This is a genomic window from Ktedonosporobacter rubrisoli (assembly GCF_004208415.1).
GTDB classification, from domain to species: Bacteria; Chloroflexota; Ktedonobacteria; order Ktedonobacterales; family Ktedonobacteraceae; genus Ktedonosporobacter; species Ktedonosporobacter rubrisoli.
Genome location: NZ_CP035758.1, coordinates 5424396 through 5448775 on the forward strand (window position 1 = coordinate 5424396; position 24380 = coordinate 5448775).

A 24380-nucleotide genomic window follows, 5' to 3' on the forward strand; every position below is an offset into this window, starting at 1 on the left:
TAGCACTGGCGAAATATACTTGTCAATATGGATTTAGATACATATAAAAGAAAAGGGATAGAAAGGCCTCAATTCTATCCTTGTGTTGGAGGGTCAAAAATATTGCCAAAGCGGGAAGAAGGTTGGCAACCGGGGCAAAGCAGATCCCGCAGCCAGAGCAGACATGCCGATCCTATGGCTGGCTGCAGGAAGTCAGAGGAGCAGCTTAAGCGCGCTTGGCGATCTGTCTGCTGCTATCGATACACAGGCGCAACAATTGCGCGAGCCCATCAGCAATCGGTGGTACCTGGAGATATTCTTCGAGCGTGTGAGCACGTTCTCCATGTGTAAGCCCCACACAAACAGAAGGAATATTAAGACTAATAGGGATATTGATATCGGTACTGGCCGCACTAAATTGGGGCTTGATGCCCAGTTCCTTGAGCGTCTCAGCAGCTAAGGTTACCAGAGGGTCGGAGAGGCTGCGCGCACCGGCCGGACGTTCTCCCAGCACCTCAATCTCCGCCTGCAGACCCTGACCGGCCCGCTGCTCGATAATAGCACGCGCCTGCTTAGCCAGGCGGTCCAGAGCCGCCACATCAATCGAGCGCAGATCCAGAAGCGCACTTGCAGAAGCTGCAATAGAATTAACGCTCGTGCCGCCCTCGATCATCCCAACATTAAAGGTTGTTTTAGGCTGTTGCGGAACCTCAAGATCGGCAAGAGCCGCAATAATGCGTCCCAGGCCATGAATAGCGCTTGGCGTACCAAACGAGCCAAAGGAATGTCCTCCCGGGCCACGCACGGTGATGCGCCAACGCTTCGAGCCTACTGCGATATGCGTGATATTGCCCAGCCTGCCATCAATCGCAATCACAGCCCCGAGTTGCTTGCGGTAGCGCTCTACAGCCGCCCGTGCACCGCGCAGATTGCCCAGGCCTTCCTCTCCCACATTCGCCACTGCCACAATATCGACAGCTGTCTCGACCTGCAGCGCATCAAGAATATCCAGCAACTTGATCATTGCCGCAACGCTGGCACTATTATCACTAATCCCCGGACCATAGACAATATCTCCCTCGCGCTTCACCACAAGGGCAGTCGAGGCCGGAAAAACCGTATCTGTATGGGCCAGCAACATTAAGACCGGCTTATCAGCTCTGGCGCCGCGTCGGACATAGACATTGTTCACAGCATCTATCTCTGGCGTATAGCCCCGCTCCCGCCAGAGCGAGGCTACAAAGCTGGCGCGCTCCTGTTCGCTACCCGTAGGCGCAGGAACCTTACAAATACGCATAGCCAGCTCAACAACCGCCTCGACTTGCTGACGGGCTGCCACACGCAGTTGATCTGCCACGGTCATGAAATACTCCTCCAAACTATCTTCAAGCTTCAAATGCCTAAAGGGGAGAGAAAATTTATCCTCCGACAATGCTAGCCTTATTATGCCACATAGGAAACCGGCAAGGACTATGCCGATATAGCTCTACATTTCCAGCATGCGGGCTGAACAACAGGTAAAAATGCAGTAAAATATGTCCCCAAAGACCAGCGGCATATGCTATGCTTTAGGCATATCGTCATGACCCAAACACGTCAGGAGCAGCCATACAGCTCGTTGCTCATATGGAAAAGTCGTGCCCTATTCCAAAGGAGGTGGAGCTTTTGCGTACACGCGCAGCCGTGCTCTATGAAATAGAGAAACCCGAGCCATATGCTACTTCGCAGCCCCTTGTCATTGAAGAGGTAGAGCTAGATCCGCCAGGTCCCGGTGAAGTGCTTGTAGAAATAGTGGGGGCTGGTCTTTGCCATTCGGACCTCTCGGCGATCAATGGCTCGATTCCACGCTACCTGCCCATGATTCTAGGCCATGAGGCCAGCGGCATTGTACGTGAGATTGGACCTGGTGTTAAGGATCTACAGCAGGACGACCATGTGGTCTTCTCCTTTGTACCCTCCTGCGGCCACTGTCTTTATTGTGCCATCGGGCGACCGGCGCTCTGCGAAAATGGGTCCAGAACAAATATGGCCGGAACCCTCTTGAGTGGCGACGTCCGCTTCCACAAGCCAGACAGCCAGCGCATATTACACTACCTGGGAGTCTCCGCATTCTCCCAATATACTGTAGTTGCCCAGGAATCCTTGATCAAGATCGAAAAGTCGGTTCCTCTGGACAAGGCAGCCCTCTTTGGCTGTGCCGTACTTACAGGTGTGGGTGCGGTCATCAATACAGCCAGGGTAGCTCCTGGGGAGCCTGTGGCCATCTTTGGCCTGGGTGGCGTTGGACTGAGCGCCTTAATGGGAGCCAGGTTGGCCGGGGCCTCGCCAATCATTGCTGTTGACGTACTGCCTGCCAAGTTTGCGCTGGCCAAACGGCTTGGCGCAGATTTTACCCTCAATGCCAATGAAGTTGATCCTATTGTCGCGATACGCGATATCACGGGCGGCGGCGTTGAATATGCCTTCGAAGCTGTGGGTAACGCCAGGGTCCTGACCCAGGCTTATCGTGCGACGCGCTCGGGCGGCAAGACCATCAGCATTGGTATACCTCATCCAAAGCAGCAACTCGAACTTCAAGCCATCTCGCTGGTTGCTCTGGAGAAAGCCGTGCTAGGCTCTTTCATGGGCTCAGCAGTGCCGCGCCGCGATATTCCCCGCCTGATCAATCTCTATCTCGCCGGGAAATTACCTGTAGATGAGCTCTTGAGCCCAGCTATCATGCTGGAAGAAATCAATACAGGCTTCGATCGCCTGGCCCAGGGTAGCGCTATACGGCAACTGCTGCACTTCTCCTAATCTCCATCTTGCCTGCTTCTGCAAGATGTTACTATGGCTATACGAAGAGCGGCTCGATATTTAAGCGCGTGACCATGGCTTGCATCTCATCATCTGTCGGGCCGCTCGCAAATCTGCTGGCGGCCTCCAGGATGCGCGGGAGCAAGCGCGTATCGCCAGCCGTGAGGAGAAATATTCCCGGACGGCTCAGGACCCAGTGAACCGCGCGGTCAATATCTGCTTGCTCCTCTAAAGGCGAATACCAGGTTGAGTAGGTTTGCTCACGCCCCATCCAATGGCGATAAGCAATCGACTTGATAGTTTGCACAGCTACCTTGCGCTCCTGGCAGGTTGCGAGCAAGGCCTCGAAATTTTCGGCATAGTAAGGATTCTGCATAGTGATGTAGTTATAGGGCAAGAGCACCGAATCAAAATCGAAGCGCTGCAGGCTGCGCCGATGGGTAGCCGCAATCTGCGAGCCATGCCCCGTTATGCCAATTGCGCGTATCAAGCCTTGCTGTTTGGCTTCAATCGCAGCATCCAGCGCGCCTCCCGGGCTGAGCGCCTCGTCCCATTCAATCGGATCAGCGAGGTTATGCAGTTGCCAGAGATCTATATAATCGACGCCAAGGCGTTCCAGGGAACGGTGCAGTTCTTCTTTCGCCGCCTGGGCTGTGCGCGCCCCGGTCTTGGTCGCCAGAAAAAACTTAGCGCGCAGCTTCGCCAGCCAGGGAGCTAGGCGAAGCTCAGCATCACCATAGCTGGCCGCCACATCGATATGATTGATACCATACTTGAGCAACACATCAAGGGTGCGATCAGCTTCGTCCTGCGTGACATCTGATAGCGCTGCAGCACCAAAGATTACTCGTGTGCTCATATGGCCGCTACGGCCAAACTGCTGCGTCGCAATTGCCATGACATCCTCCTGCCTTGCTTGTGAACATACACATCCTTATTTACAGCTTCAAGATAATCATAATACCTACTAATCTTCGCTAATGAGCGCATAGATATACTTTATCTTATGTTTTTTTTCGTCAGAAAGCAAGGGCAATTCTGGTAGGCAGTCTATCCAGTAGTTGACTGTATCTCCAATTTTATATGAAGGGCGAGTTCCCGCCCAGCCGTCCTGGATCTAAGAAGCGACGATTACCGATCTCAGACAGTAGCAAACAAAGAAGTATCAGGCAGGGTCGCAATAAGCTTCTCTATCACCTCATCATTGATAGCAACGTCAGACGCCTGTAAAGCTGCCAGCAGCACACCTATCGCCGGCTCGAAGCGCGAGCGCTCCGGGCGCACATCAGGTGAAGTCGAGCGCACGCGCTCAACAATTGCATCGAGCAAAATAGTAGTGGGATGGCGAAAAACTCCTCCCGCAAACACCAGCGCAAACGCCGTTCCCTCAATCCCCACATGTCTTGCCGCTGCCAGAGCATAATCGCCAAGGGCGTGGCCATGCTCCAACACAATGCGCCTGGCCACCGCATCTCCGGCCTCGGCCTCACTCAGCAAAATGGGCGCCAGCCGATGGATGCTGATTGGAGGCTTGCGATTACGGCCGGTACAGCAATGCAGAACCTCCTCGACTGTCTGCATCTGAAACGCCTCAAGCACGCGAGGGGTCAGCGAGGTTGGCGGCTCGATACCTAGCGCCGCACGATAGATAGCATCAAGGGTTTTCTGGCCAAGCTGGCCACCGCCCTGGATCTGGTCCTGCCAGTTACACGAGCACCAGCTACGCCCATCGGGGTTACGCGCCCCCGTCGCCGCACCCGTCCCACAAATGAGCGAGACCGCAGGCTCATGCAAAAAGCCTGCCTGCACCACACTGAGCGCGTCATTTTGCACAAGGATCTTGCGTCCAAAGCCGCGCTGCTGCATGGCCTCGCGTAGCACTTCAGCATCTTCGGGCCAATCCACGCCGGCCATACTAAACATAGCTGACGCAAGCTCCGTCCTCTCGATCCGCGCGGCCCGCAAAGCACGCGTTACCGCATATTCGATATTGGCAAGTGCGGCAGAGATTGTATCGGAATGCTCAGCGCTGAGCGGAGCCCGATAGATATCGCCGCACCCTCCACGGCCCGCACCCAGAATAGTGCCGTCGAGAGCTGCCACGAGCGCGATAGTCTTCGTATTCCCGCCATCGACGCCCAGTACATAGTGCATCTATCTTCCCTCTCTAGAGTGTTTTTCTGCCTTCCAAAGCGTGGCCAAATATATGTTTACCACTATTATATTTCTTTTCCTCACGTTGCACCACTAAAGAGCTATACTGCCGTCTGGAGATGAAAGTGCCGGCAAGCATAGCCTATGGGCTTGATTTCCCGAGAGCAGACGCAAAAGTAGCTAATAATTCCCAGGTGTTTAAACAGCGGGCGCATCGGAAGATAAGGACAGCTTATTCTTATAAGCAGCACCACACGTTTCGCGCACAACCAGGCGCGTATGAAGCAGCATGCGCGCAGGGCTGATTGGCTCGCTTTCTCCAGCTCCTTTCCCTTCAATCACCGAGAGCAATAAGCGCATGCCCTGCTGCCCCAGCTCAAAGTAGGGTTGGGCCACAGTGGTAAGCGCGGGGCGCATATGGATAGAGGGTGGATCGTCATCAAAACCCACCACAGCAATATCCTGTGGTACGCGCAGTCCTTGCGCCTCGGCCGCGCTGAGCACGCCATAGGCCATTTGATCGCTGGAAGCAAAGATTGCCGTGGGCCGCTTCTCTGCCGGCAACTCCAGCAGCGTGTGAGCACAAGTTTTACCGCCTTGTGGGCTAAAATCTCCATCCAGCACAAGCGACAAATCGGGAGCAATGCCAGCCTCTAGCAAGGCCTGGCAATAGCCTAGATAGCGCTCACGAGAGACGAGATAGGCAGAGGGCCCCTTAATATGCGCAATACGTCGATGACCAAGCTGGATCAAATGGCGCACGGCCATATAGGCTCCCGCCGTATTATCAGCCCCCACCCAGAGCGTAGCCTGTTCGTTCTGATCATCGATAATCACCACAGGAAACCCATCATTGTGCAGATGCGTCAGGTGGTGCGAGGCCTGACCGGGAAAGGCAGCCAGCAGCCCTACCGTAAGCTGCGTTGTCAATAGATTGTCGATTACTTCGCGGCGTCCACTCTCAAGCTCGCCCCAATCAAGGCTGTAGAGCACCAGGTCATAATTTGTTTGTGCCAGGCACTCGACGGCGCCCCGCGTCAGATCAGGAGTAACCGACCACAGCCATGAAGGGATCAACATACCAATCATTTTGCGCTCGGCGACGCTTGCCGATGAGGTGAAAGCTGGTGGCTCGCGCGGAATAAGTCCTTGCTCTCTGAGGATGCGCATAATTATTTCTCTGACTTCTGGCTCAATCTCCAGCTTCTGCTCTATCCCATGGCTAACAGTTGGTGATAGAGTGGCTGTTTGTTCTCGATACTGAACTGGCTCTTCAGCGACGCGCCGGGCTCGTTCTTCAGTGGCATCATCTGGCACAACTTCGCAGAAATCGCTAAGCGAACAATGCAGCGCATTGCACAGGGCCTGAATAGTCTGTAGGCGAATAGCGCTTGGCGTGCTATTGAGCAAAGAAGAAATAGCCTGTAGAGAAAGCTGTACCCCGGCTTTCTGCGCAAGCACTACCTGCAATTGAGAGGGACGATAGATATTATGCTCTACAGCCAGCCATTTTTTCAGAGTCCACTTCACAGGCATTCGTGTGTTGCTCCCTCGCTATGATAATATGTGGAAAACTTCCTCAAGTTAAACTTGTTTTATTCAAGCGCATCTTAACTTAGATAAGTAGCCCTTGTCAATATACATTTCAAGCTTTTCCGCGCTTCACGTAAAAGTGCCCCCCGATCAAGCTATCTTCTCTTCTACTTTTCGTATTGAGGTCAGAGACAATGAAGTATTTAGTAGAATTTTTGCCGCGAATAAGGTGCTTTGTGCTCATACATGTCCTCGTGTACCTTTGACAATTACATAAGACTTATGCTACCTTTAGCAGAGAGTTCCTGCTTTATTGCTTAGATATATGCAGATCTATAGCAAATCATACAGCAGTTTTAGCGAACTCTTAACCGAAGCGAAGTATCTCGTAGTTTTCTAACTGCACCTTGAGCAAGATAGACGCGTCCGAAAAGAGAAGCAAGCAAAGGGGTATATATATGTGGCCATTTGATCAGAATAATCAGCAGATGTATCAACAATATGCACAGGCTTATGATAGCGGTAACTACTACGGCTTGGACCACAATCAGGCCTGGGGATACATGCAACAATTCATGCAGAGCGCACCCGAAGATATGCAGCAGCAGATCTATCAGCAACACTTTGCGCAGATGCCCTACGAGCAACGCACATTCCTTGCCCAGCAAGTTCCGCCTCAATACTACATGGACCCGAATAATCCTTGGTCAATGGCTCAGGGCTTTTTACGTATGGGTCGAGAGCAGCCCAGCTTATTGCAGCGTATCTTAAGCCATCCATTCTTAATGGGAGGCATTTTAGGGTTGGCTGGCCTGGTTGCCAAGCACATGCTCACCCATCATCAAAATACTATGTATGGCGGTCAGCCACAATATGGCTATGATCAAAACTATCCCAACCAGGGCTATCCCAATCAGGGCTACCCCAATCAAGGTTATCCCAACCAGGGTTATCAGGACCAAAATCTGCAGCAGGAACTCAACCAGGTGCGCCGGGAGGAACAGGAGCTACGTCGCGAGCTTAACGAAGAGGAGCGCCGAGAAGAGCATCACCATCACCACAGACAAGACTATTATTAAACTGAGCGCTGCCAGAGCTCGCGCGTGCTACTACTACTCAGGATAGCGCCGGCGGCCAGCATTTTTTCCACATCGGTAGAGGTACGGATAAACCCGCCTGCGATGAAGGGGCCCGGCAACAATTTGAAGAGCATGGGAGCCACTTCAGGAAAAATGATACCGGGAAGCACCTCTACCAGATCGGGCCCGGCATGCGCAATTGTACGGGCCCCCTTCTCCAGGGCCGAATCCTCTAATAAGAGGAGACGCTGAATAGTGATCAAGCCTTCAGCGCGCCCCGCCGCGATCAATTGAGATTTACTGGTAATAATCGCATCAACCCCCATCTGATGGAGATGCTGAATTCCCACGCGGTCTTTGCCAATCCCTCCCACAAGATCCACATGAGCCACCACACCTTTACCACTCTGATGGGCACGGGCCACGATAGGGGCAAACTGGAAAGCGTTGCCCTTGAGCAAAAAGAGCAGCCTTACATCCGAATCGAGGGCTATCTGCATATCCTCGTTAGACTTAATAGCAGCCGCAACCGGATAGAGGCGAACTAAGCGCAAAAATTCTTGTTTTGTCATAGAGCTTTCCTACCATGGGTCCCCATCTTCATCGGCCTGCCCACTCCTCCAATACCTGGATATCACTTCACAATGGACAAGGTTACCACAAGCGACCATTATAATTTTCAGGGCTTGTTCGCTGGCCAGGGTACAACCTCAAGCATTCTATCTCATCTTGAGAATCTTAAGTATCTATCTCCACTGTAACTACAAATATCGTATAGAGTACACCATATATTCATTTTACGAATATCATCAACGCTTGACAAACAGGAAGGTATAGAGTATATTATAACGTACCGATGTGGTATTGTACAATTAGATTTACAATACAATACCAGTTCGCGTGTATGTCTTTAGAGATGACAGACATATAAGGGCGTTACATTTGTTAGTTGCATGAGATGTTCAAGCAACCGCATTGTGCGCAGGACAGTGAGATGAAAAGTCCTGAGCCAACACACCTGGTAGGCTTAGTGTTTGTTTTTTACTGTCCGGCGAGAGGTGCGGCATGCGTACTCAAACCAGCAAAGCAAAGCTTAATTCCTCATTACAATACAAAATCATACCAATCGTAGAAAATCGCTTGCACTTTGCGCGTGTTTTCGAAACTCCACACATCAGGACGCTGCTATTACGCCACTGCAATCTGTTTGAGCTCACTACCTTTTTGCAGCGCGCTCAGCAGCGAGAGATTACCACCTATGTCAATGTTGACCAGATAGATGGTATCCATCCTGACGAAGCGGGTCTTACCTACCTCGCCGATCACTTTCACATTCACGGGATAGTCTCTAACCATGCCCGCGTGCTGGCGCTGGGCAAGCAATGCGGATTAAAGACTATCCAGCGTATTTTCGCCGTTGACTCAACGGGACTAGAAATGTCTCTGGAGTCGGTCAATACGTGTGATGTCGATCTCCTTGATATCTCTCCTGCCTTAGTGCTCCCTCATCTGGTAATGCGCTCCCCGCTGCCCTTTATTGCATCGGGATTGCTCTATACAGCCCAACAGATTGAGGCAACACTACTAGCTGGAGCCGAAGGAGTTGCTGTGAGTTCTCCCGATTTATGGTCTTAATAAATGCTTCAATAGCAAGCAAGCTCGATATTTCCAGAAATAATTTAGCACTCGTACGAGCAGAGATCATCGCTGTTGAGGTTACTCTGTAAGCATAGCTGCTTGCATTGATGATATACACAGTTGTTTTGTCACTCTAAGCAAAGGAAGAGAGTATCACCTATGGCAAGGTACGTCTTAGCCCTGGACCAGGGCACCACAAGCTCGCGCGCCATCCTCTTTGACCATGCAGGCACTATCGTGAGCATCGCGCAGCAGGAATTTCCCCAGATCTATCCTGCTCCGGGCCTGGTCGAGCATGATCCGGAGGCGATCTGGTCAAGCCAGCTCAGCGTTGCCCAACAAGCCCTAAAAAAAGCTGCGGCTACAGCCGCTGACATTGCGGCCCTGGGCATCACCAATCAGCGCGAGACAGCTATTGTCTGGGAGAAGGCTACCGGCAAACCGGTCTTTAACGCTATCGTCTGGCAAAGCCGACTCACAGCGCCTATCTGCGACGAATTGAAGGCGAAAGGCTTTGACAAGGAAATTCGTGAACGCACAGGACTGGTTACAGACGCTTATTTTTCTGGTACAAAAGTTAAATGGATTCTCGATAACGTTCCGGGAGTTCGCGAGAAAGCCGAACGCGGCGAGGTGCTCTTCGGCAATGTAGACACCTTCCTGATCTGGCGCCTGACCAAAGGTCGCGTACACGTTACCGATTATTCCAATGCCTCTCGCACGCTCCTCTACAACATCTATGAGCACACCTGGGACGACGTTATCCTGCAAGAGCTGGGCATTCCACGCGCCATGCTCCCCAAAGTTATGCCATCCAGCGCAATCTACGGCGAGGCCGACGCGGAATTCTTCGGCGGCCCGATCAAAATCGCTGGTATTGCCGGCGATCAGCAGGCGGCAACCTTCGGCCAGGCTTGCTTTGAAGTAGGTATGGCCAAGAATACGTATGGCACAGGCAGCTTCATGCTGATGAACACCGGCGACAAAGGCGTACCTTCGCAAAATGGTCTGCTCACAACGCTGGCCTGGGGTCTTGGCGACAAGATCACCTATGCCCTGGAAGGCAGTATCTTTGTGACCGGCGCGGCTGTACAGTGGCTCCGCGATGGGCTCAAGGCAATCCATAGCAGTGCCGAGGTAGAAGCTCTGGCCCGTACAGTAGATGATAACGGCGGCGTCTACCTGGTCCCTGCCTTCGTGGGCCTTGGCGCACCCTACTGGGACCCCTATGCTCGCGGCACAATTATCGGCCTTACGCGCGGCACCAGCATCGCTCACGTAGCCCGCGCCACCCTGGAATCCATGTGCTATCAAACGCGCGATGTCCTCGAAGCCATGACTGCCGATAGCAACGTCCATCTCAAAGCTTTGCGCGTTGACGGTGGTGCCGTTGTCAATAATCTACTGATGCAATTCCAGGCCGATATTCTTGGCGTACCTGTACAGCGTCCCCAGGTCGCAGAAACCACAGCTCTTGGCGCGGCTTACCTGGCCGGCCTGGCCACAGGTTTCTGGAGCAGCCCGCAGGAAGTCTCAGACCACTGGGCAGTCGACCACACCTTCGAGCCAAGGATGAGCGCGGATCAACGCGAGGCCCTATATTCCGGCTGGAAACGCGCTGTCCAACGCTCGCTAAACTGGGAGCAAGCATAGTCTCTTCGCACCCTTTCCACCTGGAGGTGATCCTTTCCTCACCTCCTTCTGGCCAAAAAGGATGCGGTTTTTAGGGTAGATTGTGACAGAGAGGTAGCAACGGCTTTTGCTATCTCACCCCATCATTGTAGAATGGAGTCCTTATCTTATGGCAAGTCAATCAATTAGCAAGCCTTCTGCCCTATCTGGTACCTGGGGCGAATCGCTAGCCGAGTTCTTCGGCACGTTGGTGCTCATCCTCTTTGGCGACGGTTGTGTAGCAAGTTTTGCCCTCTTCAACAAATTTGGCACCTTTGCCAACAACTGGGTGGTTATTATCTTTGGTTGGGGCTTTGCGGTCATGCTGGGTATTTATGTGGCTGGAGCGATCAGCGGGGCCCACCTTAACCCGGCGGTAACCTTTGCCATGGCGGTGACTAAACGCATGCCGTGGAGCAAGGTTGCTCCCTATATCATCGCTCAGGTGCTGGGGGCTCTGGTGGCTGCAGCCGTTCTGTACTTTGTGTACAAGGGGGCTATCGATAACGCGCTTGGGGGAGCTGCCCTTTCGGCCGAGAACGTGAGTAAGGTTGGGGGAGTGTTCTATACAAGCAGGAAGGATTTCGTCGGTGTATTTGGCGCCTTCGGAGATGAGTTCATTGGCACAGCGCTGCTTGTCGGACTGATCCTGGCTATTACCGATGGACGCAACCAGCCAGTACAGGCCAACCTGAATCCAATGATTATCGGCTTCTTGATCGTGGCCATTGGGGCCTCTTTCGGCCTGAATAGCGGATATGCTATCAACCCGGCGCGTGACTTTGGGCCACGCCTGTGGATGACAATCGCTGGTGGCGGCCTGGGCGCCCTAAACGAATACACCTGGATTCCTATCGTTGCGCCACTGGCCGGCGGAGCAGTAGGTGCCTTTATCTACGATTTCACGATTAGCAAGGTTCTCGCAGCGAAAGGGCTGGGACAATCTGGCAATACAGAGACACAGGGCGAAGCGGTTCGCGAGCGTGAGGAGGTTGTTGAAAGCTAATCAGCGGGGCGCCCACAATAGGCGGGATGGCAGAGCATCTTCTGGCATCTCGCCTCTTTTATTGTGCACAAGAGGGGAGCAGAGAAGCCTTCTCTGCTCCCAAGGCCACGCTAATTGAGTATAGAAGGCTCCGTGACATCTTTTGCAGGTGCAGGCTCGGCTTGCACACAGTTCAGTTCGACGCGAAAAGCCTGACTCCTGGCCACTGTACGCTGATAGAGCTCTCGCTGTTCGGCGCGCATCTCCTCCGACCAGTTCAAGATCTTGCCCATCTCGTCAATTACGGCCTCCAATGCTGCGGCTCCCTGGTCCTTTGTAAAGCCAAGCACGGTGCGGCGGAAGTTAAAATCAGCGGCGGTGAGACAATATTCCTGCTCGATGGCATAATGGATCTGGGCCAGAATATCGGGATAGTCGAGATGAATAGGGGTAGCCAACGCGGGCTGCTTACGCACCAGCGCAAGTAGTTTGAGGGTCATTACACCATACAGTTCGAGCAAGTGATCGAGCTGTTCGGCTGAGAGACCGAGGCCTGTATTCTCCTGCATCAATTGCTTACGAAAATACAGCAGATCAAGGCGCGGCTTTTTCCCGCTCCTGGGCAGTCGTCCGCCCGGTAAGGGCTCATGCGCAGTACGCGATTTCTCGCTGCGGCCAAGCTTTTTACAGGCCATATCTACTACTTCCTGAGCAATGCCACGATAGGCCGTAAGTTTGCCACCGACGACGGCAATGATACCTTCGCGCCCCTCTACGCGAGCATAGTCTACCAGGGCATGCTTGCGCGAGACCGCCGACTCGCTCACGCCCTCTTTACGCACCAGGGCGCGCAGCCCGGCAGTTGTGTAGTAGATGGTGTTCCAATCGGCCTCGGGTAAGAAGCCCTCGACGGATTCGCGCAAGTAGCGTACATCAGCCCCATCAGCCCTTACCAGTTCCGGCAAATCTTTATAATCAGTATCGGTTGTGCCCACCCAGGCATACCCTTGCCAAGGGATTACGAAGAACAGTCTGTTATCTTGATTAGAAAACAGGACAAGAGCATTGTTAGAGGCAGGAGGCGAGGTAAAATGAATTCCTTTTGTCATCCGCACACGCCGACTCGGTTCATGCAGCAACCTTGTGGTCAGGCTATCCAGCCAGGGCCCGGCTGCATTAATGACCAGGCGGGCGTGAACATCAGCTGTCTCGCCGCTGGGCTCGTGCCTTACCTTCAGGCCATTGACAAGCTGGCCCTCTTCTAGCAGACTCAGCACAGCCGTATGATTCCAGATCTCCGCCCCATGCTCGCGGGCGTCTATGATGTTCTCCAGCACCAGCCGCTCGGTTGAGGGCACCTGGGCATCGTAATAACACATCGCCCCTTGCAGGCCTTCGGGGTTGAGCATTGGCTCTTGCCTCAGCGTTTCCTCGCGGCTCCAAAAGCGATGGTTGGGCAAGCTTTTATCATAAGAGAGCACATCATAGAGGACCATGCCGATCTTCAGCTTCAGTCTATAAAACAGGCTGCGCGACCACAGCGGCACAACAAACGGTAGAGGTTTGACCAGATGAGGTGCAATGCGCAACAGGATCTCGCGCTCGCCGAGATCCTGGCGTACCAGGCCAAAATCAAAGAGCTCTAGATAGCGCAAACCGCCATGGGCCAGGCGCGTCGAAGCAGATGAAGTGCCCGAGGCAAAATCATCTTTCTCAAAGAGGGCTACCTTTAAGCCCCGTAGGGCTGCATCACGGGCAATGCCCGCCCCGATAATGCCACCACCGATAATTGCCACATCAAAGCGTTGTTCACCGAGATGAGCAAAGGCGGATTCGGTCATTCTCTCTCTCCTATCTTCATCGATATCAGCGACATACAAACATCGGGCAGCGCCTTCAGGATCAACTCAACTGGAGCCAGCTCGCCAGGACCAATAAAAAAATCCTAAGCCTCGCCAGGAGACTTAGGACTTCTCAATTCACTGTCCTAGTATATCTTCAGTTTTTTAGTCAAGATCCTGTTGGCCTGTCAATTCTCAGTGACAGGAATGCAAGGTACTGCATTGCTATGTTTCATTATTATTAATTATACCTGCAATCAGCTGGCTTTTCAAGGCTCATGCGCTGCCCTGCTCTTCCAGCTCTGCACTGGGCTGGGAAAGGGCAGGACCTCAATCCTGGATCTCTAGCGCATCGCGGGCCAGAAGCGAGAGGGTTGTATCATCCATGGGTGGGTGATGGAGGCCGGCACGCACATCACGATAGTAGCGCTGTAAGGGCAGATCCAGGGAGAGGCTGGCCCCGCCTACCAGGCGCATGGCAAGATCGACGATCTCGACGGCATGGTTAGTGACAAGATATTTAGAGGCAGCAAACTGGCTGGGGCGCGTGCTCGCAGGATCGTTATCAAATTGTTCGGCAAGCCCAAAGAAGACAGCTTTGCTCTGCAGCAAGGCCAGATCCATCTTCGCTACCTTTTCCTGAATGTGGGGCACGCTAGCAATCGACTGATTGAGCGAATTGGGGCGCCTCTTTTGCGCAAAGCTTACAGCTGCGTCACGAGCCGCCTGCGCAATCCCCAGGTAGACAGCAACGGTAGGATACGTCCAGGCCTGCATACGTTCCTGGGCCAATGGGCTGGCCGGGATCTGCTCATCTACATAGGAAAGCGCGTCGATATGCACATCTTCTAGATGGATGGTATTGCTCCCACTGCCGCGCATTCCCAACGAGCGCCAGGTATCCTCTATGCGCACACCCTGGGCAGAGGCCGGGACCAGAAAGGTTCCTCTCTCGGCCCGCAAAGGCTTAAGCCCGGCGTCGCCTGCTTCATCCTCTATACTGCAGGCAACAAGATAATAGCCCAGGGCATAGCTGCCCGTAGTATAGGTTTTCATGCCGCTAATACGCCACGAGCCATCGGGCTGACGGCGTGCTGTCGTTGCGGGGCGTCCACCACGGCTCGGGCTTCCGGTCGCTGGCTCACTGGCGATGGTATTAAACATCGCGCCATCCTGCACCACGGCATGACAAATGCGCGTAAAGAGCTCATTTGGCCCATTTACGCTCTGCACCAGGCGTGCAATCGCGACAAGGTGCATGCTCACGGCCAGGGCCGTCGAAGCGCAGCCCTGCGCCAGACGCTGCTGGGTAAGCGCGACATCGAGCAACGAGGCTCCCCAGCCGCCAAATTCTTTCGGCACTGTCAGCTTAAGATAACCGGCCTGGCGGAGATCTTCGTAATTTTCGAGCGGGAAACGACCTTCCCAGTCATTCTTCGCCGCTCTCCCGGCAAAAATATCGGCCAGTTCCCCAGCCATGGCGAGAAGTTTCTTCTGGGTCTCAGTTACAGGGTATGCGAGAAAGCTCACTGATTGCTCCTTGTCTGACCTTCGCTCGTATCCAGAGGAGAGATTTCCTATCTTTACGCCAGGGAGGCCAGCCAGAGCGACTGATCTCCAAGAGAGGCAGGACGCGGCCTCCGATACGAAGCTTAAGCTCTTACATTTGTCTTGCGTACTCCACGTCGACAAAGCCTTAAGCTTCAACTGACGGGATTTGTCAAATCAATCTTATATAGCAGTGCTCCGGACAGGTGCCGGAGCACTCATGCAAGCGAGTATTTATGTATTATGCACGCCTGGCGTCCGGGCTAAGAGCTGCGGGCACTCTCCAGGCAGGCAAGCACTACTCCTCTATTAGTATGCTTCATAGCTTATCTATTTGTCCAGTAACGTCAGTTACATTCTTCAGCTTGGGCCGCTGTGCAGACTCGGCTCAGGATGGCAGGCAAACTTTGCTCTGGCGCATAGCTCAAACATGGCGAGCAAATCGGCCCGGCCCTTACTCGGCTTTGCGGGATGGCGAGGTTATGCCGTCGCCCCTGGCCGTATCTTCCTCCACCGGCTCTAACGTTCCCTGCTGTCCATAAATGTAGCGCTGGCCGCGTAAGAGCGAAGCGATGGCCGCAACTACGCACATAGCCATTGCCAGATAGAATACCACATGCAGGCCAACCATGAACGGTCCCGAGATGAGGTTAGGGAAGAAGCTCTTCCCCAGCAAGCTAGCCTGATGAGCCGGCGGGAGAGCATGCAAAACGCGTAACGTCACGTTAGGGCGGGCGCTAGCCTTTAAAGGCGCGTAGCGTTCCTTAAAAGATTTGTTAGTATCGAAGCTAGTTTTTAGTGTTAACTCTATGGTAAAATAGGTATTTATTAGAGCATGTTTTCTAGTGATTTAGAAAGAGAGGTTTGTAATGAATGAACAACATAATCAGACTAGTTGGCGTATATTAGCAGATAGGTTTATCTGGTCTGATGAAAATGCACTGCCGTTAATACCAGAGGAGATATCAGATGAAGAGTTACAGAAGTATCTTTATACATATCATAAAGATAAAATTTCTATTGAAGAAATTAAAACATTGAGAGCAAAGGATGTAAAAGATCAATGAATTATTCTACAACAGTCTTGCTGTTTGTTTCATAGTACATGCTTCTAAAATTTTTGACTGCTGGCAAATTTGCATAGCCTAACGCGTCTAGTTGATCTAGATGCCTCATTACCTTATTATGTATTCTCAACGATTCATAGTCTTTTAATGATATCAAACCATTTACCTTTTCCTCTAGTAAAGCGCTATATGCATAAAAAACATAATCTTTAGTTACTACTGGTACGCCTTGCATATTGTCTGCTAACGCGATGGCTGTATTAATTGCCTGAATGAACCTCTTTTCATCTCCAAATGTTGCATAATCTCTTGCCAGAAATGAATAGCAATAAGCTGCTACTTCTTTGGAAGATGTACTAAATGATAAATCCCTTACTTTTGTGTTTTTTAGAAAAAGGGCAGGAAAACAGATTTCATGCCTTTTACCATTTGCTTGCTATTAATACTCTACAGGACCACTTAGGGCTTCTCTCAGCCTTGAATTCGCCTGGTCCATTGTTCTTGTTAAACTTTCTATTGTGCTTTGTATTGCATAGATGCGTTCTAACAAGCGATAATTTCCGGTAGAGAGACAAAGATGTGTCGCTTCTATAGCAACATCCACGCCTGCAGTGATATCCCCTGCCTGTACTAGGGTAGCTGCTCTGGCTGTAGCAAGCAACGTTTGCCAATGGATCGTTATTGGGCGGAGTGCCTTTTCCGCCTTCTCAAGGTATTCTAACGCTTTTTGTGTCTCTCCCAAGATGGTGTAAGATCTATTATAATCTTCGTACACGGTTCCGAGATTATACAGGCCATGTACTATACTAGCGGTTTCTTCTGCACTGATCTGGTAAGTAAGATCTTCTGCCTCTGCCATAGCTCGTTCAAATCCACTTTTATTCCCAGCCTGTACATATGCACGTCCAAGTAACTGTATTGCGTTCCCACGCGCGGCGTTGTTTGCATGCGGGGTTGTATCGCATGCAGCTTGGAGATACTTAATTGCGTTAGATAAGTCTCCTTTACGACGGTACATGTCACCCTCGTAAGTCAAGGCAAGATTAAGCAGGGTATCATCTTGAATAGTGCGGGCAACTTGTTCCATCTCATAATAATGTCGAAGGGCAATATCTGTTTCACTTGTCCGACACAGAATAGAGGTAACATGGCCAGCGATGTGGTAGCCGCGAGCAAGGCGATTGAGCATAGCATGATCGTCGGTTTTTATTTGAGGTATGAGACCCTGTAAAAATCTCTCAACCAAAGGGCTAGCTTCAAAGTAACGCGACTGCCTTGCAAGATTCCATATATGGTCTATTGTCTCGTCCACCTGCTCATAGGTAAGTGGTACGTAGATCGAGGATACAACCCCTAACTGTTCCGGCTCGATACCGAGCATGCTGGCAAGCCGGCTTAGTTCACGTACGTCACTTAACGTGGTCTCCTCCCTTTCCCAGCGTCCTATAGTTTTTACGTCAACGTTTAAGTCACTCGCCAACTGCGTTTGTGTTACCTTAAATCTTTCTCTATACTCTCTCAGAGCTCTCGCTAATGGTGATGTCGGTTGACGAGGTTCCTGTACCATTATATGTCCCTTTCAGTTATTTTTCTTCTGTTACTCAAGAGCCTATAGTATGTCCTTTACACAAATGCGCTTTATACCTCACAATATTTGTAGATGTCTCGTGCATATTATAGTTTGTCAAACAAAGATTAGCAACCAACTACTCTATGCTCTTTCAATGTGGGAGAGGAAAAATGAACGAAAATATCAGCGAAGTGGCACAGCTTTTAGAGCGCATAGATCAGGAATATCAGGCGACTCAGAGGGCATTGACGGGACTGGCGTATGGAGTCGCGCGACATGAATTTATTAATCAGCGGCTAGAGAACCTGCAAGCATTACATGAGCAGATCATAGAGCAGGTTGGCCCTGATGCCGCAGTGCAACTCATCGTGCGCGCATACTCTTCTCAAGATCTCCCTCCTTGAATGGGCTGTGATGCTTCTGTGCAGGAGGGAAATGAGGTGAGAAGGGAGGAACAGAAGTGTGTCAACATGATGATGTGCCTATGCTTGCATGATTAGGGAGGGATAGGGATGATGAAGATTGATATCAGCCAACAAGAGACGCTCCCGCTGCCGTTATACGATACCTTTCGCGCCTATATGGAGCGACATCGCCTGACCTGGGTTGCTGTGGCGCGGCTCTCAGGTGTGAGAGTCATCATCGTGTGGCGAATGTGGTCTGACTTGCCGGTTACTGCGGCTAATGCCAGGCAAGTATGCATCGCTGTCGAGTTCCTCACGGGATATGCATATCTCGGCACGCTTCCGACCTATGAGCTTCTACGAGAGAGGATAAGGGGAAAACATGAGCGGCACATTTAAACATAGAAAAAAGATAGTCGGGTCCTCCCAGCACCAACAGACGGAAACCATTTCCCTTGTGGTAGATCGACAGGCGATTCATCAGCATGTGCTTGCGCTCATCGAAGACCCAGAGCAAGCATGGATCATGTATGAAACGTGGGGTGGGACCCATTGGCGTGTCCACATTCAGGGTTCCGGGCGCATTGTCCCTCAAGATGAGGTGCCCCACCTTCTCTCAAAAATGCAGGATGCACATGCAGTATTGCTTCTGAAATCGTGTATTATGCCTCAAGTGCTATTTCTGCAAGGCCCTACTGATCGCTTGCTCTATGGGGAAGATTTGCTGTGGCGACAACGCTCATTTTTAACGATGGCTCCAGAGCAGGGGTAAGAGGTGCTTCTTTTCTGTTAGGAAGTGGCTTCATAACACTTGCACCTCATCAATGTTTGACGGATAACGACTGAACAAAAGGCCCAGAATAAAAAGCTTTCTGAGCCTGCGAACCGATCATTTTTTAGGCATTGCTAGCCTGAGCTTGCGGGAAAGATATATATGCTGCCTATCATGAAGAAAGGGCTACGAGGTCCGAGGGCACAATCTGCTCGCTAAGAAAACGCCTGAAAACCTTTAGCTTATCAGGGCCTTCTAGCCAGGGCCTCATCAATTTTTTGCCATAGAAGTAAGTAAAGACATAGGCGTCAAGAAAAGGAACTTTTAAAAACTGTAGTGCTTTATCTGCCCTATCTTCAGATACAAGCATATATTTCTGGATATACTGCCTCACCTCTGCCTCAGAACGGCCCTCGCGAAGAAGAAATGCTGCGTTTCCCCTCACACCTTCCAATATATCGCTGGCCTGAGCAAATTTCTCAGCATCTATCGGCTCAATAGTGAGGCCGACTTGAGGATAGATATGTTGAGCTAGCCATTTCTCGGCCTCCTCTGCTGAGAAGATAACTTCTTTAGCCAGGGTAGCAATTCCTTCAGCGATAAGGCAAAGCGGGCTAATGAGTGGAAGCACTGATTGATCAAGATAGCCTTGTTTTCTGTAGAGGTGAAGTTCTTTGAGCGTAGCTTCGGTATGATGGCCTGGATAGCCTTCATGGCAGATCAGATCGAGCAACGTGTTCAAAGCAATAGGCAGATCTGCATTTATCTCGATCAGGGATTGATAATTGCCTAGATACCAGCAAGCTCCTCCCGTAGGCTTGCCTCTCACGACGCGAACCTCTATCTTCTCCTCTGGCGGAAGATCTACAAAGGCCGAGGTACGTGCACGAGCCTCGGCAATCATTAGCTCTACAAGCTGAGGGAGGAGATAATATTTTTCTTGTGGCAACTCGTAGCGTTTGCGCCAGGCCAGGGCACGCGTAGAGATATCGCCAGCGCCAGGAAGGATCTCATCAAGCCAGCTATGTGCCTGTTCAAATTCTGCTTCAGGTATCCAACGAGGAGAAATATCAAAGCAATTTTGTACCTCCTCCTGTAAGGTGAAATCTTCGCCATTTAGCTTGCGGGCCACTGTTTCTAAAGCCCGAAGCTGCTTTTCCAGGTGCCTTTGATGAGCGGCTGTATATTGCTGAGACGAGAGAGAAGTTCTTAAATCTGCAGCGAGTTTGATGATATTATCAAGAGGGACCTCTCGCTCGCTCTCCACTTGCGTTTTCCATGCAGAGGGACCATAGTAAGCATCTACAAAAGGTTGCGCGCTTTGACTCCTGAGAATCTTATCAAGGCGCAAGGCTAGCAGAACATAGTTCTGATACCACTGTTCATCCATGTCTTTCTCCAGTCTTTTTGCATTCTTGCCGGTAAAATATTTCAAGGTCAGCCTAGCCAACTTTCTCCAGAACGAGGGCCGACTTTTCTGCGGCTGCGATATTATCTCTGGTTATTACCAGGAAGAAGGGAATAAAGAGCAAGATATTTGCCAGGGCAGCGAGCCAGAAGACCGCGCGAATACCCATGAATTGAGCAATTATCCCGGCCAGGGCCGCGCCCAAAGAAAGTGAACCATATCCCAGCACGCGGATGGCCCCATTGGTACGACCCATAAACGCGTCAGGGACGATGCGTTGCATGAGGGATCTGACGGTCACGCTCCACATAGTCGCGCCTGCGCCCCCGATCACGGCAGCGATACCAACCAGCCAGGCATTCGTCGTCAAGGCGGGCACACCTACCATCACAAAGGTACCCAGGATATCGGCCCCAATCGTCAAGTGCTGCCCCAACCAGCGCTGGATAGGCCCCGCTACTACGGTTCCCATAACGCCTCCAATTCCAATCCCTGTGAGCAGTAAGCCATATTCAAATTTTGTTAGCCCCAACGGTCCCGGAGCAATTGCATAGAGCACAAGTACAGCTTGCCAGGCACTCCAACCCAGATTCATCACGGTAACGATACCCGTCAATGTGCGCAACAATTTGTTCTGCCATAGAAAGCTGAGACCCTCTATAATATCGGTTCCAAGCTTTGTCTGCGCCTGGCGTTCGGCCCGAAAAGAGCCCTTCAGCCAGAACATAGCAAGCAGGGCCAGCAGATAGAGCCCGCTACTACTCCCCAGAGCCAGCGCCAGCCCTAGCGAGGCCAGGGCGCCGCCAAGGGTGGGTCCAAGGAACTCATACATAATGGTCTGGGTGCCTATAAACTTGGCGTTGGCTTGCTCCAGCTTTTCCCTGGAGACGACTGCAGGAACCATACTAATTGCGGCCGAGTCGGCAAAGGTTTCGGCAACGCCAAGAATAAGCGCACAAATATAGATGAGCGGTAAGGAGATGAGCCGCATGATGGTAGCCAGGGCCAGGATTGCTAATGTCCCCACGCGAATCAGACAGACCCAGAAGATGATTTGCCGCCTATCTAGACGATCTACCAGCGCTCCAACTGGCAGACCGAATAACAACCAGGGCAAGGATAAGGCGAAGCTGACCCCAGCAACAAGAACCGCTGAGGTCGTGAGAGAAGCTGCAAAAATCGGTAAGGCTAGCTTAAACATTCCGTCCGAAAGGCTCCCCGCCGCATTGACGAGCCAGAGCATCAAGAAATTCTTATTCCATCGCGCAAAACGAGGCCCGGCCATAGTCACGCTCCTCATGTAAGTGGTATAATTATTTACAACACTTACATTACCACATCACTATGTAAGGAGTCAACAGTGAATAGAGGATTACAGGAGAAGCGATTACAGCTGGCCGAAGATCTTGTCAATAGCTATGATACGTTTCTCGCAGAGCCGGAGCACCTCCCGATTCCCGAGGATCTGCATAGCTTTCTGCTAGAACGGGGAATACGTCCCGAACAGCCCATAGGACAAAGCGAACTTGAGGAAATATACAGGCTACGGAGCAAGCTACGTGCGGTTTATGAAGCTGTAGCTGAAGAGCACGCAGCCCAAATACTCAACGAACTATTCGCCCATAGTCAGGTCACGCCTCGGCTTGCGGCAGGTCCTGACCACAAGTATAGCCTGGAGCTCATGCTTCCCACGGATATATCAATTCAACGGCGGGTAGAAATCGAGGCTGCGCTGGGACTTAGCTTTGGCCTTTCGCACTACGGGAAAGAGCGACTGCGCATATGTGCTGCTGCACCCTGCCGCGATGCTTTTCTCGACACATCGCGCAATCGCTCGCGGCGATTCTGCTCAGAGCGCTGTGCGAACCGCTATAATGTGGCGGCCTTTCGGGCGCGCCATGTAGAGGAATGAAAGCTCTGTCAGCATGTACTACAAGTTCGCCTATTCTCCTAAGAGAATAAGTAACGCCCCGCCTATGCGCAAAGAGCATTAGCCAACGCTTTGCAATAGAAACATAGGGCGACCAACTAGCGATTGTTCAAACTCCTCTAGCGAAGAGTTTGCCGTAACGCCATATTGGCTAGCAAAGGGGTGACGGCCATCCTTGATCTCCTCCTGTAGAATGGGTGCAGCCTCCTGGGGAGTCAACTCGCGCGCGATAACCGTTTCTGAATGGCGCTCACGCGTGAGAACCTCTACGCCTCCAGCTGCACGCAGATTGAGCACCCAATCGGTTACTCCACTAGCAGCTACATAGCGCTGCCCATTGTATTCATGAAGCGCAAGTGGAATCGAACGTGACTGCCCGCTTTTGCGCCCACGAACTGTGAGTAAGTATAAGCTATATGTTTTGAAGCCTTTAACTTTAAAGCCGGCACGCAGCTGAGTTGTCATCATAACATTTGCCAGGCGGACATACCAGGGTGCACGATACGTTTTTGCCATAGTTTCTTTTCCTTCTTTAAAAACAAGATGCTAGCGTCATCATAAATAAAGAAGGTCAAAAGTTCCTGCTTGGGACAGCTTTCTTTGCCTCATTTCAACTCATGGTCGCTAGAGAAGAGGGACAGAAACAGGCAAGAGGCACATTTAAAAGCTTGATTATAATGTTGACAAAGTAGATAAGGATTGTTATGATATTATTTAGAAGCAGCCGTCATTGTAAAGAAGAAAGTGACGGATGCCAATTTTTGTAAGATCTCACTCAGCACTCGTGGAGGCTTATCGCAAGTGGGTACCCATCAATATCGCATACATCGGCATTATTCAATGTATCACATGTCCTCTCTTATGATGAACAAACACATGATGTGTTGTTGTCCTCCCCAGCGCTAAACATCTGCAAAACTACCTGGCAGCTAGTAGTCGTCATTGTCCACATTTCCCTGAAAGATGCACATGATCCGGCCTATGCGCTGCCTGTTATCCAGATATTAAAGCAATTATTGTATCATGCTGCCTGTTCCAAAACATCAGGCCGGCTATTTGAAGGATTATGACCCATGCACTTAAGCAAATTAAAACTTACGCTTGTCCTTGCTCTGCTCACAGTTGTATTTGCGGCTTGCGGAGGCAGCCAGAGCAACACTACGGGCAGCGCCTCGGCCAACTCTAATGGCCCCTTGACCATTAAAGTAGGAGCTTCGCCAGTTCCACATGCCGAAATACTCAAATATATCAAAGATAATCTCGCGACAAAAGCGGGTCTAGATTTACAGATCGTGGTCTTTAACGACTATGTTCAGCCCAATATGGCTCTTAAAGATGGGCAGATCGATGCCAACTTCTTCCAGCACGTGCCCTATATGCAGGAATTTGGCAAAGAGCATAACATCGACATGGTAGCAGTGACCAAGGTGCACATCGAGCCCCTTGGCATCTATTCCAAAAAGATCACTTCCTTGAAGGATGTTGCGAATAATGCCGTCGTTGCCATCCCTAACGATCCGACCAACGGCGGACGCGCCCTGCACTTGCTGGCGGCTAACGGCCTGATCCAGCTCAAAGAAAGTACTAAGGTCGAGGCCACAGTTCACGATATCGCCAGCAATCCCAAGAATCTGCAGATCAAAGAGCTAGAGGCGGCCCAGCTTCCCCGCTCGTTGGAGGACACCACGCTCTCGGTCATTAACGGCAACTACGCCCTTACCGTGGGACTCAAGCCCAGCAAAGATGCCCTTGCCCTTGAAGCGGGACAGAACAATCCCTACGCCAATGTGCTAACCGTGCTCAAAGGGCATGAGAACGATCCGGCTGTGAAAAAGCTGGCTCAATTGCTGACTTCGCCCGAGGTGAAGAAATTTATCGAGGAGAAATATCAGGGCTCAGTAATTCCAGCTTTCTAAATACTCAAGCGGGAGCAATTCCTGCGCTTAGCGCCTCCTTCCGTCAGCGTTTCATAGTTGTGGCCTGGCGAAGGAGGCCGATTTTTGGC

At 51.5% G+C, this 24380-nt stretch carries 23 protein-coding genes; 11 read left to right on the top strand and 12 right to left on the bottom strand.

What is annotated here, in order from left to right:
- Positions 1-205 precede the first annotated feature (205 nt).
- The gene (locus EPA93_RS23615) at positions 206-1342 is read right to left on the bottom strand and encodes a M20/M25/M40 family metallo-hydrolase (RefSeq protein ID WP_129889862.1); all 1137 of its coding nucleotides are present in this window, start codon (positions 1340-1342) and stop codon (positions 206-208) included.
- A gap of 302 nt (positions 1343-1644) precedes the next feature.
- On the opposite strand from EPA93_RS23615, the gene EPA93_RS23620 reads away from it, so the two are divergent.
- Positions 1645-2775 (top strand): zinc-dependent alcohol dehydrogenase family protein, encoded by a 1131-nt coding sequence (locus EPA93_RS23620; RefSeq protein WP_129889863.1) that lies wholly within the window; start codon positions 1645-1647, stop codon positions 2773-2775.
- A 37-nt stretch (positions 2776-2812) separates the two neighbouring features.
- Here EPA93_RS23620 and EPA93_RS23625 read toward each other — a convergent pair whose 3' ends face one another.
- From EPA93_RS23625 to EPA93_RS23635, 3 genes are all read right to left on the bottom strand, one after another.
- A complete protein-coding gene (locus EPA93_RS23625; RefSeq protein WP_129889864.1) occupies positions 2813-3673 on the bottom strand; it encodes an aldo/keto reductase in 861 nt (286 codons plus the stop codon).
- Positions 3674-3915: 242 nt separating this feature from the next.
- Positions 3916-4929: an N-acetylglucosamine kinase gene (locus tag EPA93_RS23630; RefSeq protein ID WP_129889865.1), complete on the bottom strand. Its 1014-nt coding sequence runs from the start codon at positions 4927-4929 to the stop codon at positions 3916-3918.
- 198 nt (positions 4930-5127) lie between these two features.
- A complete protein-coding gene (locus EPA93_RS23635) occupies positions 5128-6465 on the bottom strand; it encodes a substrate-binding domain-containing protein (RefSeq protein WP_129889866.1) in 1338 nt (445 codons plus the stop codon).
- Between the two features lie 455 nt (positions 6466-6920).
- Between EPA93_RS23635 and EPA93_RS23640 the strand changes: the two genes are divergently transcribed.
- Positions 6921-7541, top strand: a complete 621-nt coding sequence (locus EPA93_RS23640) for a hypothetical protein (protein WP_129889867.1) — start codon at positions 6921-6923, stop codon at positions 7539-7541.
- Here the strand turns inward: EPA93_RS23640 and EPA93_RS23645 are convergent.
- Positions 7538-8113 carry a glycerol-3-phosphate responsive antiterminator gene (locus EPA93_RS23645; RefSeq protein ID WP_129889868.1) on the bottom strand — a complete coding sequence of 192 codons (576 nt, stop codon included), beginning with the start codon at positions 8111-8113 and terminating at the stop codon, positions 7538-7540. The two genes, EPA93_RS23640 and EPA93_RS23645, sit on opposite strands and share 4 nt — an antisense overlap.
- A gap of 493 nt (positions 8114-8606) precedes the next feature.
- On the opposite strand from EPA93_RS23645, the gene EPA93_RS23650 reads away from it, so the two are divergent.
- The 3 genes from EPA93_RS23650 (at position 8607) to EPA93_RS23660 (ending at position 11856) form a co-directional block, all read left to right on the top strand.
- The gene (locus EPA93_RS23650; protein ID WP_129889869.1) at positions 8607-9176 is read left to right on the top strand and encodes a glycerol-3-phosphate responsive antiterminator; all 570 of its coding nucleotides are present in this window, start codon (positions 8607-8609) and stop codon (positions 9174-9176) included.
- A 162-nt stretch (positions 9177-9338) separates the two neighbouring features.
- Positions 9339-10832, top strand: a complete 1494-nt coding sequence (gene glpK, locus EPA93_RS23655) for a glycerol kinase GlpK (RefSeq protein WP_129889870.1) — start codon at positions 9339-9341, stop codon at positions 10830-10832.
- Between the two features lie 148 nt (positions 10833-10980).
- The gene (locus tag EPA93_RS23660) at positions 10981-11856 is read left to right on the top strand and encodes an MIP/aquaporin family protein (RefSeq protein WP_129889871.1); all 876 of its coding nucleotides are present in this window, start codon (positions 10981-10983) and stop codon (positions 11854-11856) included.
- Positions 11857-11966: 110 nt separating this feature from the next.
- Here EPA93_RS23660 and EPA93_RS23665 read toward each other — a convergent pair whose 3' ends face one another.
- The 3 genes from EPA93_RS23665 to EPA93_RS49195 form a co-directional block, all read right to left on the bottom strand.
- On the bottom strand, positions 11967-13676 hold the full coding sequence (locus EPA93_RS23665) for a glycerol-3-phosphate dehydrogenase/oxidase (protein ID WP_129889872.1): 1710 nt from the start codon (positions 13674-13676) through the stop codon (positions 11967-11969).
- Positions 13677-14006: 330 nt separating this feature from the next.
- Positions 14007-15206, bottom strand: a complete 1200-nt coding sequence (locus EPA93_RS23670) for an acyl-CoA dehydrogenase family protein (protein ID WP_129889873.1) — start codon at positions 15204-15206, stop codon at positions 14007-14009.
- 472 nt (positions 15207-15678) lie between these two features.
- On the bottom strand, positions 15679-15948 hold the full coding sequence (locus tag EPA93_RS49195) for a hypothetical protein (protein WP_207229641.1): 270 nt from the start codon (positions 15946-15948) through the stop codon (positions 15679-15681).
- A 145-nt stretch (positions 15949-16093) separates the two neighbouring features.
- On the opposite strand from EPA93_RS49195, the gene EPA93_RS23680 reads away from it, so the two are divergent.
- Positions 16094-16291 (top strand): hypothetical protein, encoded by a 198-nt coding sequence (locus tag EPA93_RS23680; RefSeq protein ID WP_129889874.1) that lies wholly within the window; start codon positions 16094-16096, stop codon positions 16289-16291.
- Between the two features lie 439 nt (positions 16292-16730).
- Here the strand turns inward: EPA93_RS23680 and EPA93_RS23685 are convergent, their stop codons facing one another.
- Positions 16731-17858 (bottom strand): helix-turn-helix domain-containing protein, encoded by a 1128-nt coding sequence (locus EPA93_RS23685; protein WP_129889875.1) that lies wholly within the window; start codon positions 17856-17858, stop codon positions 16731-16733.
- Between the two features lie 173 nt (positions 17859-18031).
- On the opposite strand from EPA93_RS23685, the gene EPA93_RS23690 reads away from it, so the two are divergent.
- From EPA93_RS23690 to EPA93_RS23700, 3 genes are all read left to right on the top strand, one after another.
- The gene (locus tag EPA93_RS23690) at positions 18032-18265 is read left to right on the top strand and encodes a hypothetical protein (protein WP_129889876.1); all 234 of its coding nucleotides are present in this window, start codon (positions 18032-18034) and stop codon (positions 18263-18265) included.
- Between the two features lie 108 nt (positions 18266-18373).
- Positions 18374-18664, top strand: coding sequence for a hypothetical protein (locus EPA93_RS23695; protein ID WP_129889877.1), 291 nt, complete (start codon positions 18374-18376; stop codon positions 18662-18664).
- A complete protein-coding gene (locus EPA93_RS23700) occupies positions 18648-19037 on the top strand; it encodes a hypothetical protein (protein ID WP_129889878.1) in 390 nt (129 codons plus the stop codon). Before EPA93_RS23695 ends, EPA93_RS23700 begins: the two co-directional genes overlap by 17 nt.
- 172 nt (positions 19038-19209) lie before the next feature.
- Here EPA93_RS23700 and EPA93_RS23705 read toward each other — a convergent pair whose 3' ends face one another.
- Together EPA93_RS23705 and EPA93_RS23710 are read right to left on the bottom strand one after the other, a co-directional pair.
- Positions 19210-20427, bottom strand: coding sequence for a hypothetical protein (locus tag EPA93_RS23705; protein ID WP_129889879.1), 1218 nt, complete (start codon positions 20425-20427; stop codon positions 19210-19212).
- Positions 20428-20479: 52 nt separating this feature from the next.
- Complete coding sequence (locus EPA93_RS23710) at positions 20480-21730, bottom strand: MFS transporter (protein WP_165423349.1); 1251 nt, start codon at positions 21728-21730, stop codon at positions 20480-20482.
- 75 nt (positions 21731-21805) lie between these two features.
- Here EPA93_RS23710 and EPA93_RS23715 point away from each other — a divergent pair, with 75 nt between their 5' ends.
- Positions 21806-22357 carry a CGNR zinc finger domain-containing protein gene (locus EPA93_RS23715; RefSeq protein ID WP_129889881.1) on the top strand — a complete coding sequence of 184 codons (552 nt, stop codon included), beginning with the start codon at positions 21806-21808 and terminating at the stop codon, positions 22355-22357.
- Between the two features lie 78 nt (positions 22358-22435).
- Here the strand turns inward: EPA93_RS23715 and EPA93_RS23720 are convergent, their stop codons facing one another.
- Entirely contained in the window at positions 22436-22891 is a 456-nt protein-coding gene (locus tag EPA93_RS23720) for a nitroreductase family deazaflavin-dependent oxidoreductase (protein WP_129889882.1), read from the bottom strand.
- A 557-nt stretch (positions 22892-23448) separates the two neighbouring features.
- Here EPA93_RS23720 and EPA93_RS23725 point away from each other — a divergent pair.
- Positions 23449-24291 carry a MetQ/NlpA family ABC transporter substrate-binding protein gene (locus EPA93_RS23725; RefSeq protein ID WP_129889883.1) on the top strand — a complete coding sequence of 281 codons (843 nt, stop codon included), beginning with the start codon at positions 23449-23451 and terminating at the stop codon, positions 24289-24291.
- Positions 24292-24380: the final 89 nt, after the last annotated feature.

Excerpts from the sequence above, each read along its gene's own strand:
- glpK (WP_129889870.1), top strand. The coding sequence starts at position 9,339 with ATGGCAAGGTACGTCTTAGCCCTGGACCAGGGCACCACAAGCTCGCGC.
- EPA93_RS23660 (WP_129889871.1), top strand. The coding sequence starts at position 10,981 with ATGGCAAGTCAATCAATTAGCAAGCCTTCTGCCCTATCTGGTACCTGG.
- EPA93_RS23645 (WP_129889868.1), bottom strand. The coding sequence starts at position 8,113 with ATGACAAAACAAGAATTTTTGCGCTTAGTTCGCCTCTATCCGGTTGCG.
- EPA93_RS23700 (WP_129889878.1), top strand. The coding sequence starts at position 18,648 with ATGAGCGGCACATTTAAACATAGAAAAAAGATAGTCGGGTCCTCCCAG.
- EPA93_RS23635 (WP_129889866.1), bottom strand. The coding sequence starts at position 6,465 with ATGCCTGTGAAGTGGACTCTGAAAAAATGGCTGGCTGTAGAGCATAAT.
- EPA93_RS23640 (WP_129889867.1), top strand. The coding sequence starts at position 6,921 with ATGTGGCCATTTGATCAGAATAATCAGCAGATGTATCAACAATATGCA.
- EPA93_RS23720 (WP_129889882.1), bottom strand. The coding sequence starts at position 22,891 with ATGGCAAAAACGTATCGTGCACCCTGGTATGTCCGCCTGGCAAATGTT.
- EPA93_RS23665 (WP_129889872.1), bottom strand. The coding sequence starts at position 13,676 with ATGACCGAATCCGCCTTTGCTCATCTCGGTGAACAACGCTTTGATGTG.
- EPA93_RS23725 (WP_129889883.1), top strand. The coding sequence starts at position 23,449 with ATGCACTTAAGCAAATTAAAACTTACGCTTGTCCTTGCTCTGCTCACA.
- EPA93_RS23710 (WP_165423349.1), bottom strand. The coding sequence starts at position 21,730 with ATGGCCGGGCCTCGTTTTGCGCGATGGAATAAGAATTTCTTGATGCTC.
- EPA93_RS23705 (WP_129889879.1), bottom strand. The coding sequence starts at position 20,427 with ATGGATGAACAGTGGTATCAGAACTATGTTCTGCTAGCCTTGCGCCTT.
- EPA93_RS23690 (WP_129889876.1), top strand. The coding sequence starts at position 18,032 with ATGAACGAAAATATCAGCGAAGTGGCACAGCTTTTAGAGCGCATAGAT.
- EPA93_RS23680 (WP_129889874.1), top strand. The coding sequence starts at position 16,094 with ATGAATGAACAACATAATCAGACTAGTTGGCGTATATTAGCAGATAGG.
- EPA93_RS23650 (WP_129889869.1), top strand. The coding sequence starts at position 8,607 with ATGCGTACTCAAACCAGCAAAGCAAAGCTTAATTCCTCATTACAATAC.
- EPA93_RS23695 (WP_129889877.1), top strand. The coding sequence starts at position 18,374 with ATGATGAAGATTGATATCAGCCAACAAGAGACGCTCCCGCTGCCGTTA.
- EPA93_RS23630 (WP_129889865.1), bottom strand. The coding sequence starts at position 4,929 with ATGCACTATGTACTGGGCGTCGATGGCGGGAATACGAAGACTATCGCG.
- EPA93_RS23625 (WP_129889864.1), bottom strand. The coding sequence starts at position 3,673 with ATGGCAATTGCGACGCAGCAGTTTGGCCGTAGCGGCCATATGAGCACA.
- EPA93_RS23685 (WP_129889875.1), bottom strand. The coding sequence starts at position 17,858 with ATGGTACAGGAACCTCGTCAACCGACATCACCATTAGCGAGAGCTCTG.
- EPA93_RS23615 (WP_129889862.1), bottom strand. The coding sequence starts at position 1,342 with ATGACCGTGGCAGATCAACTGCGTGTGGCAGCCCGTCAGCAAGTCGAG.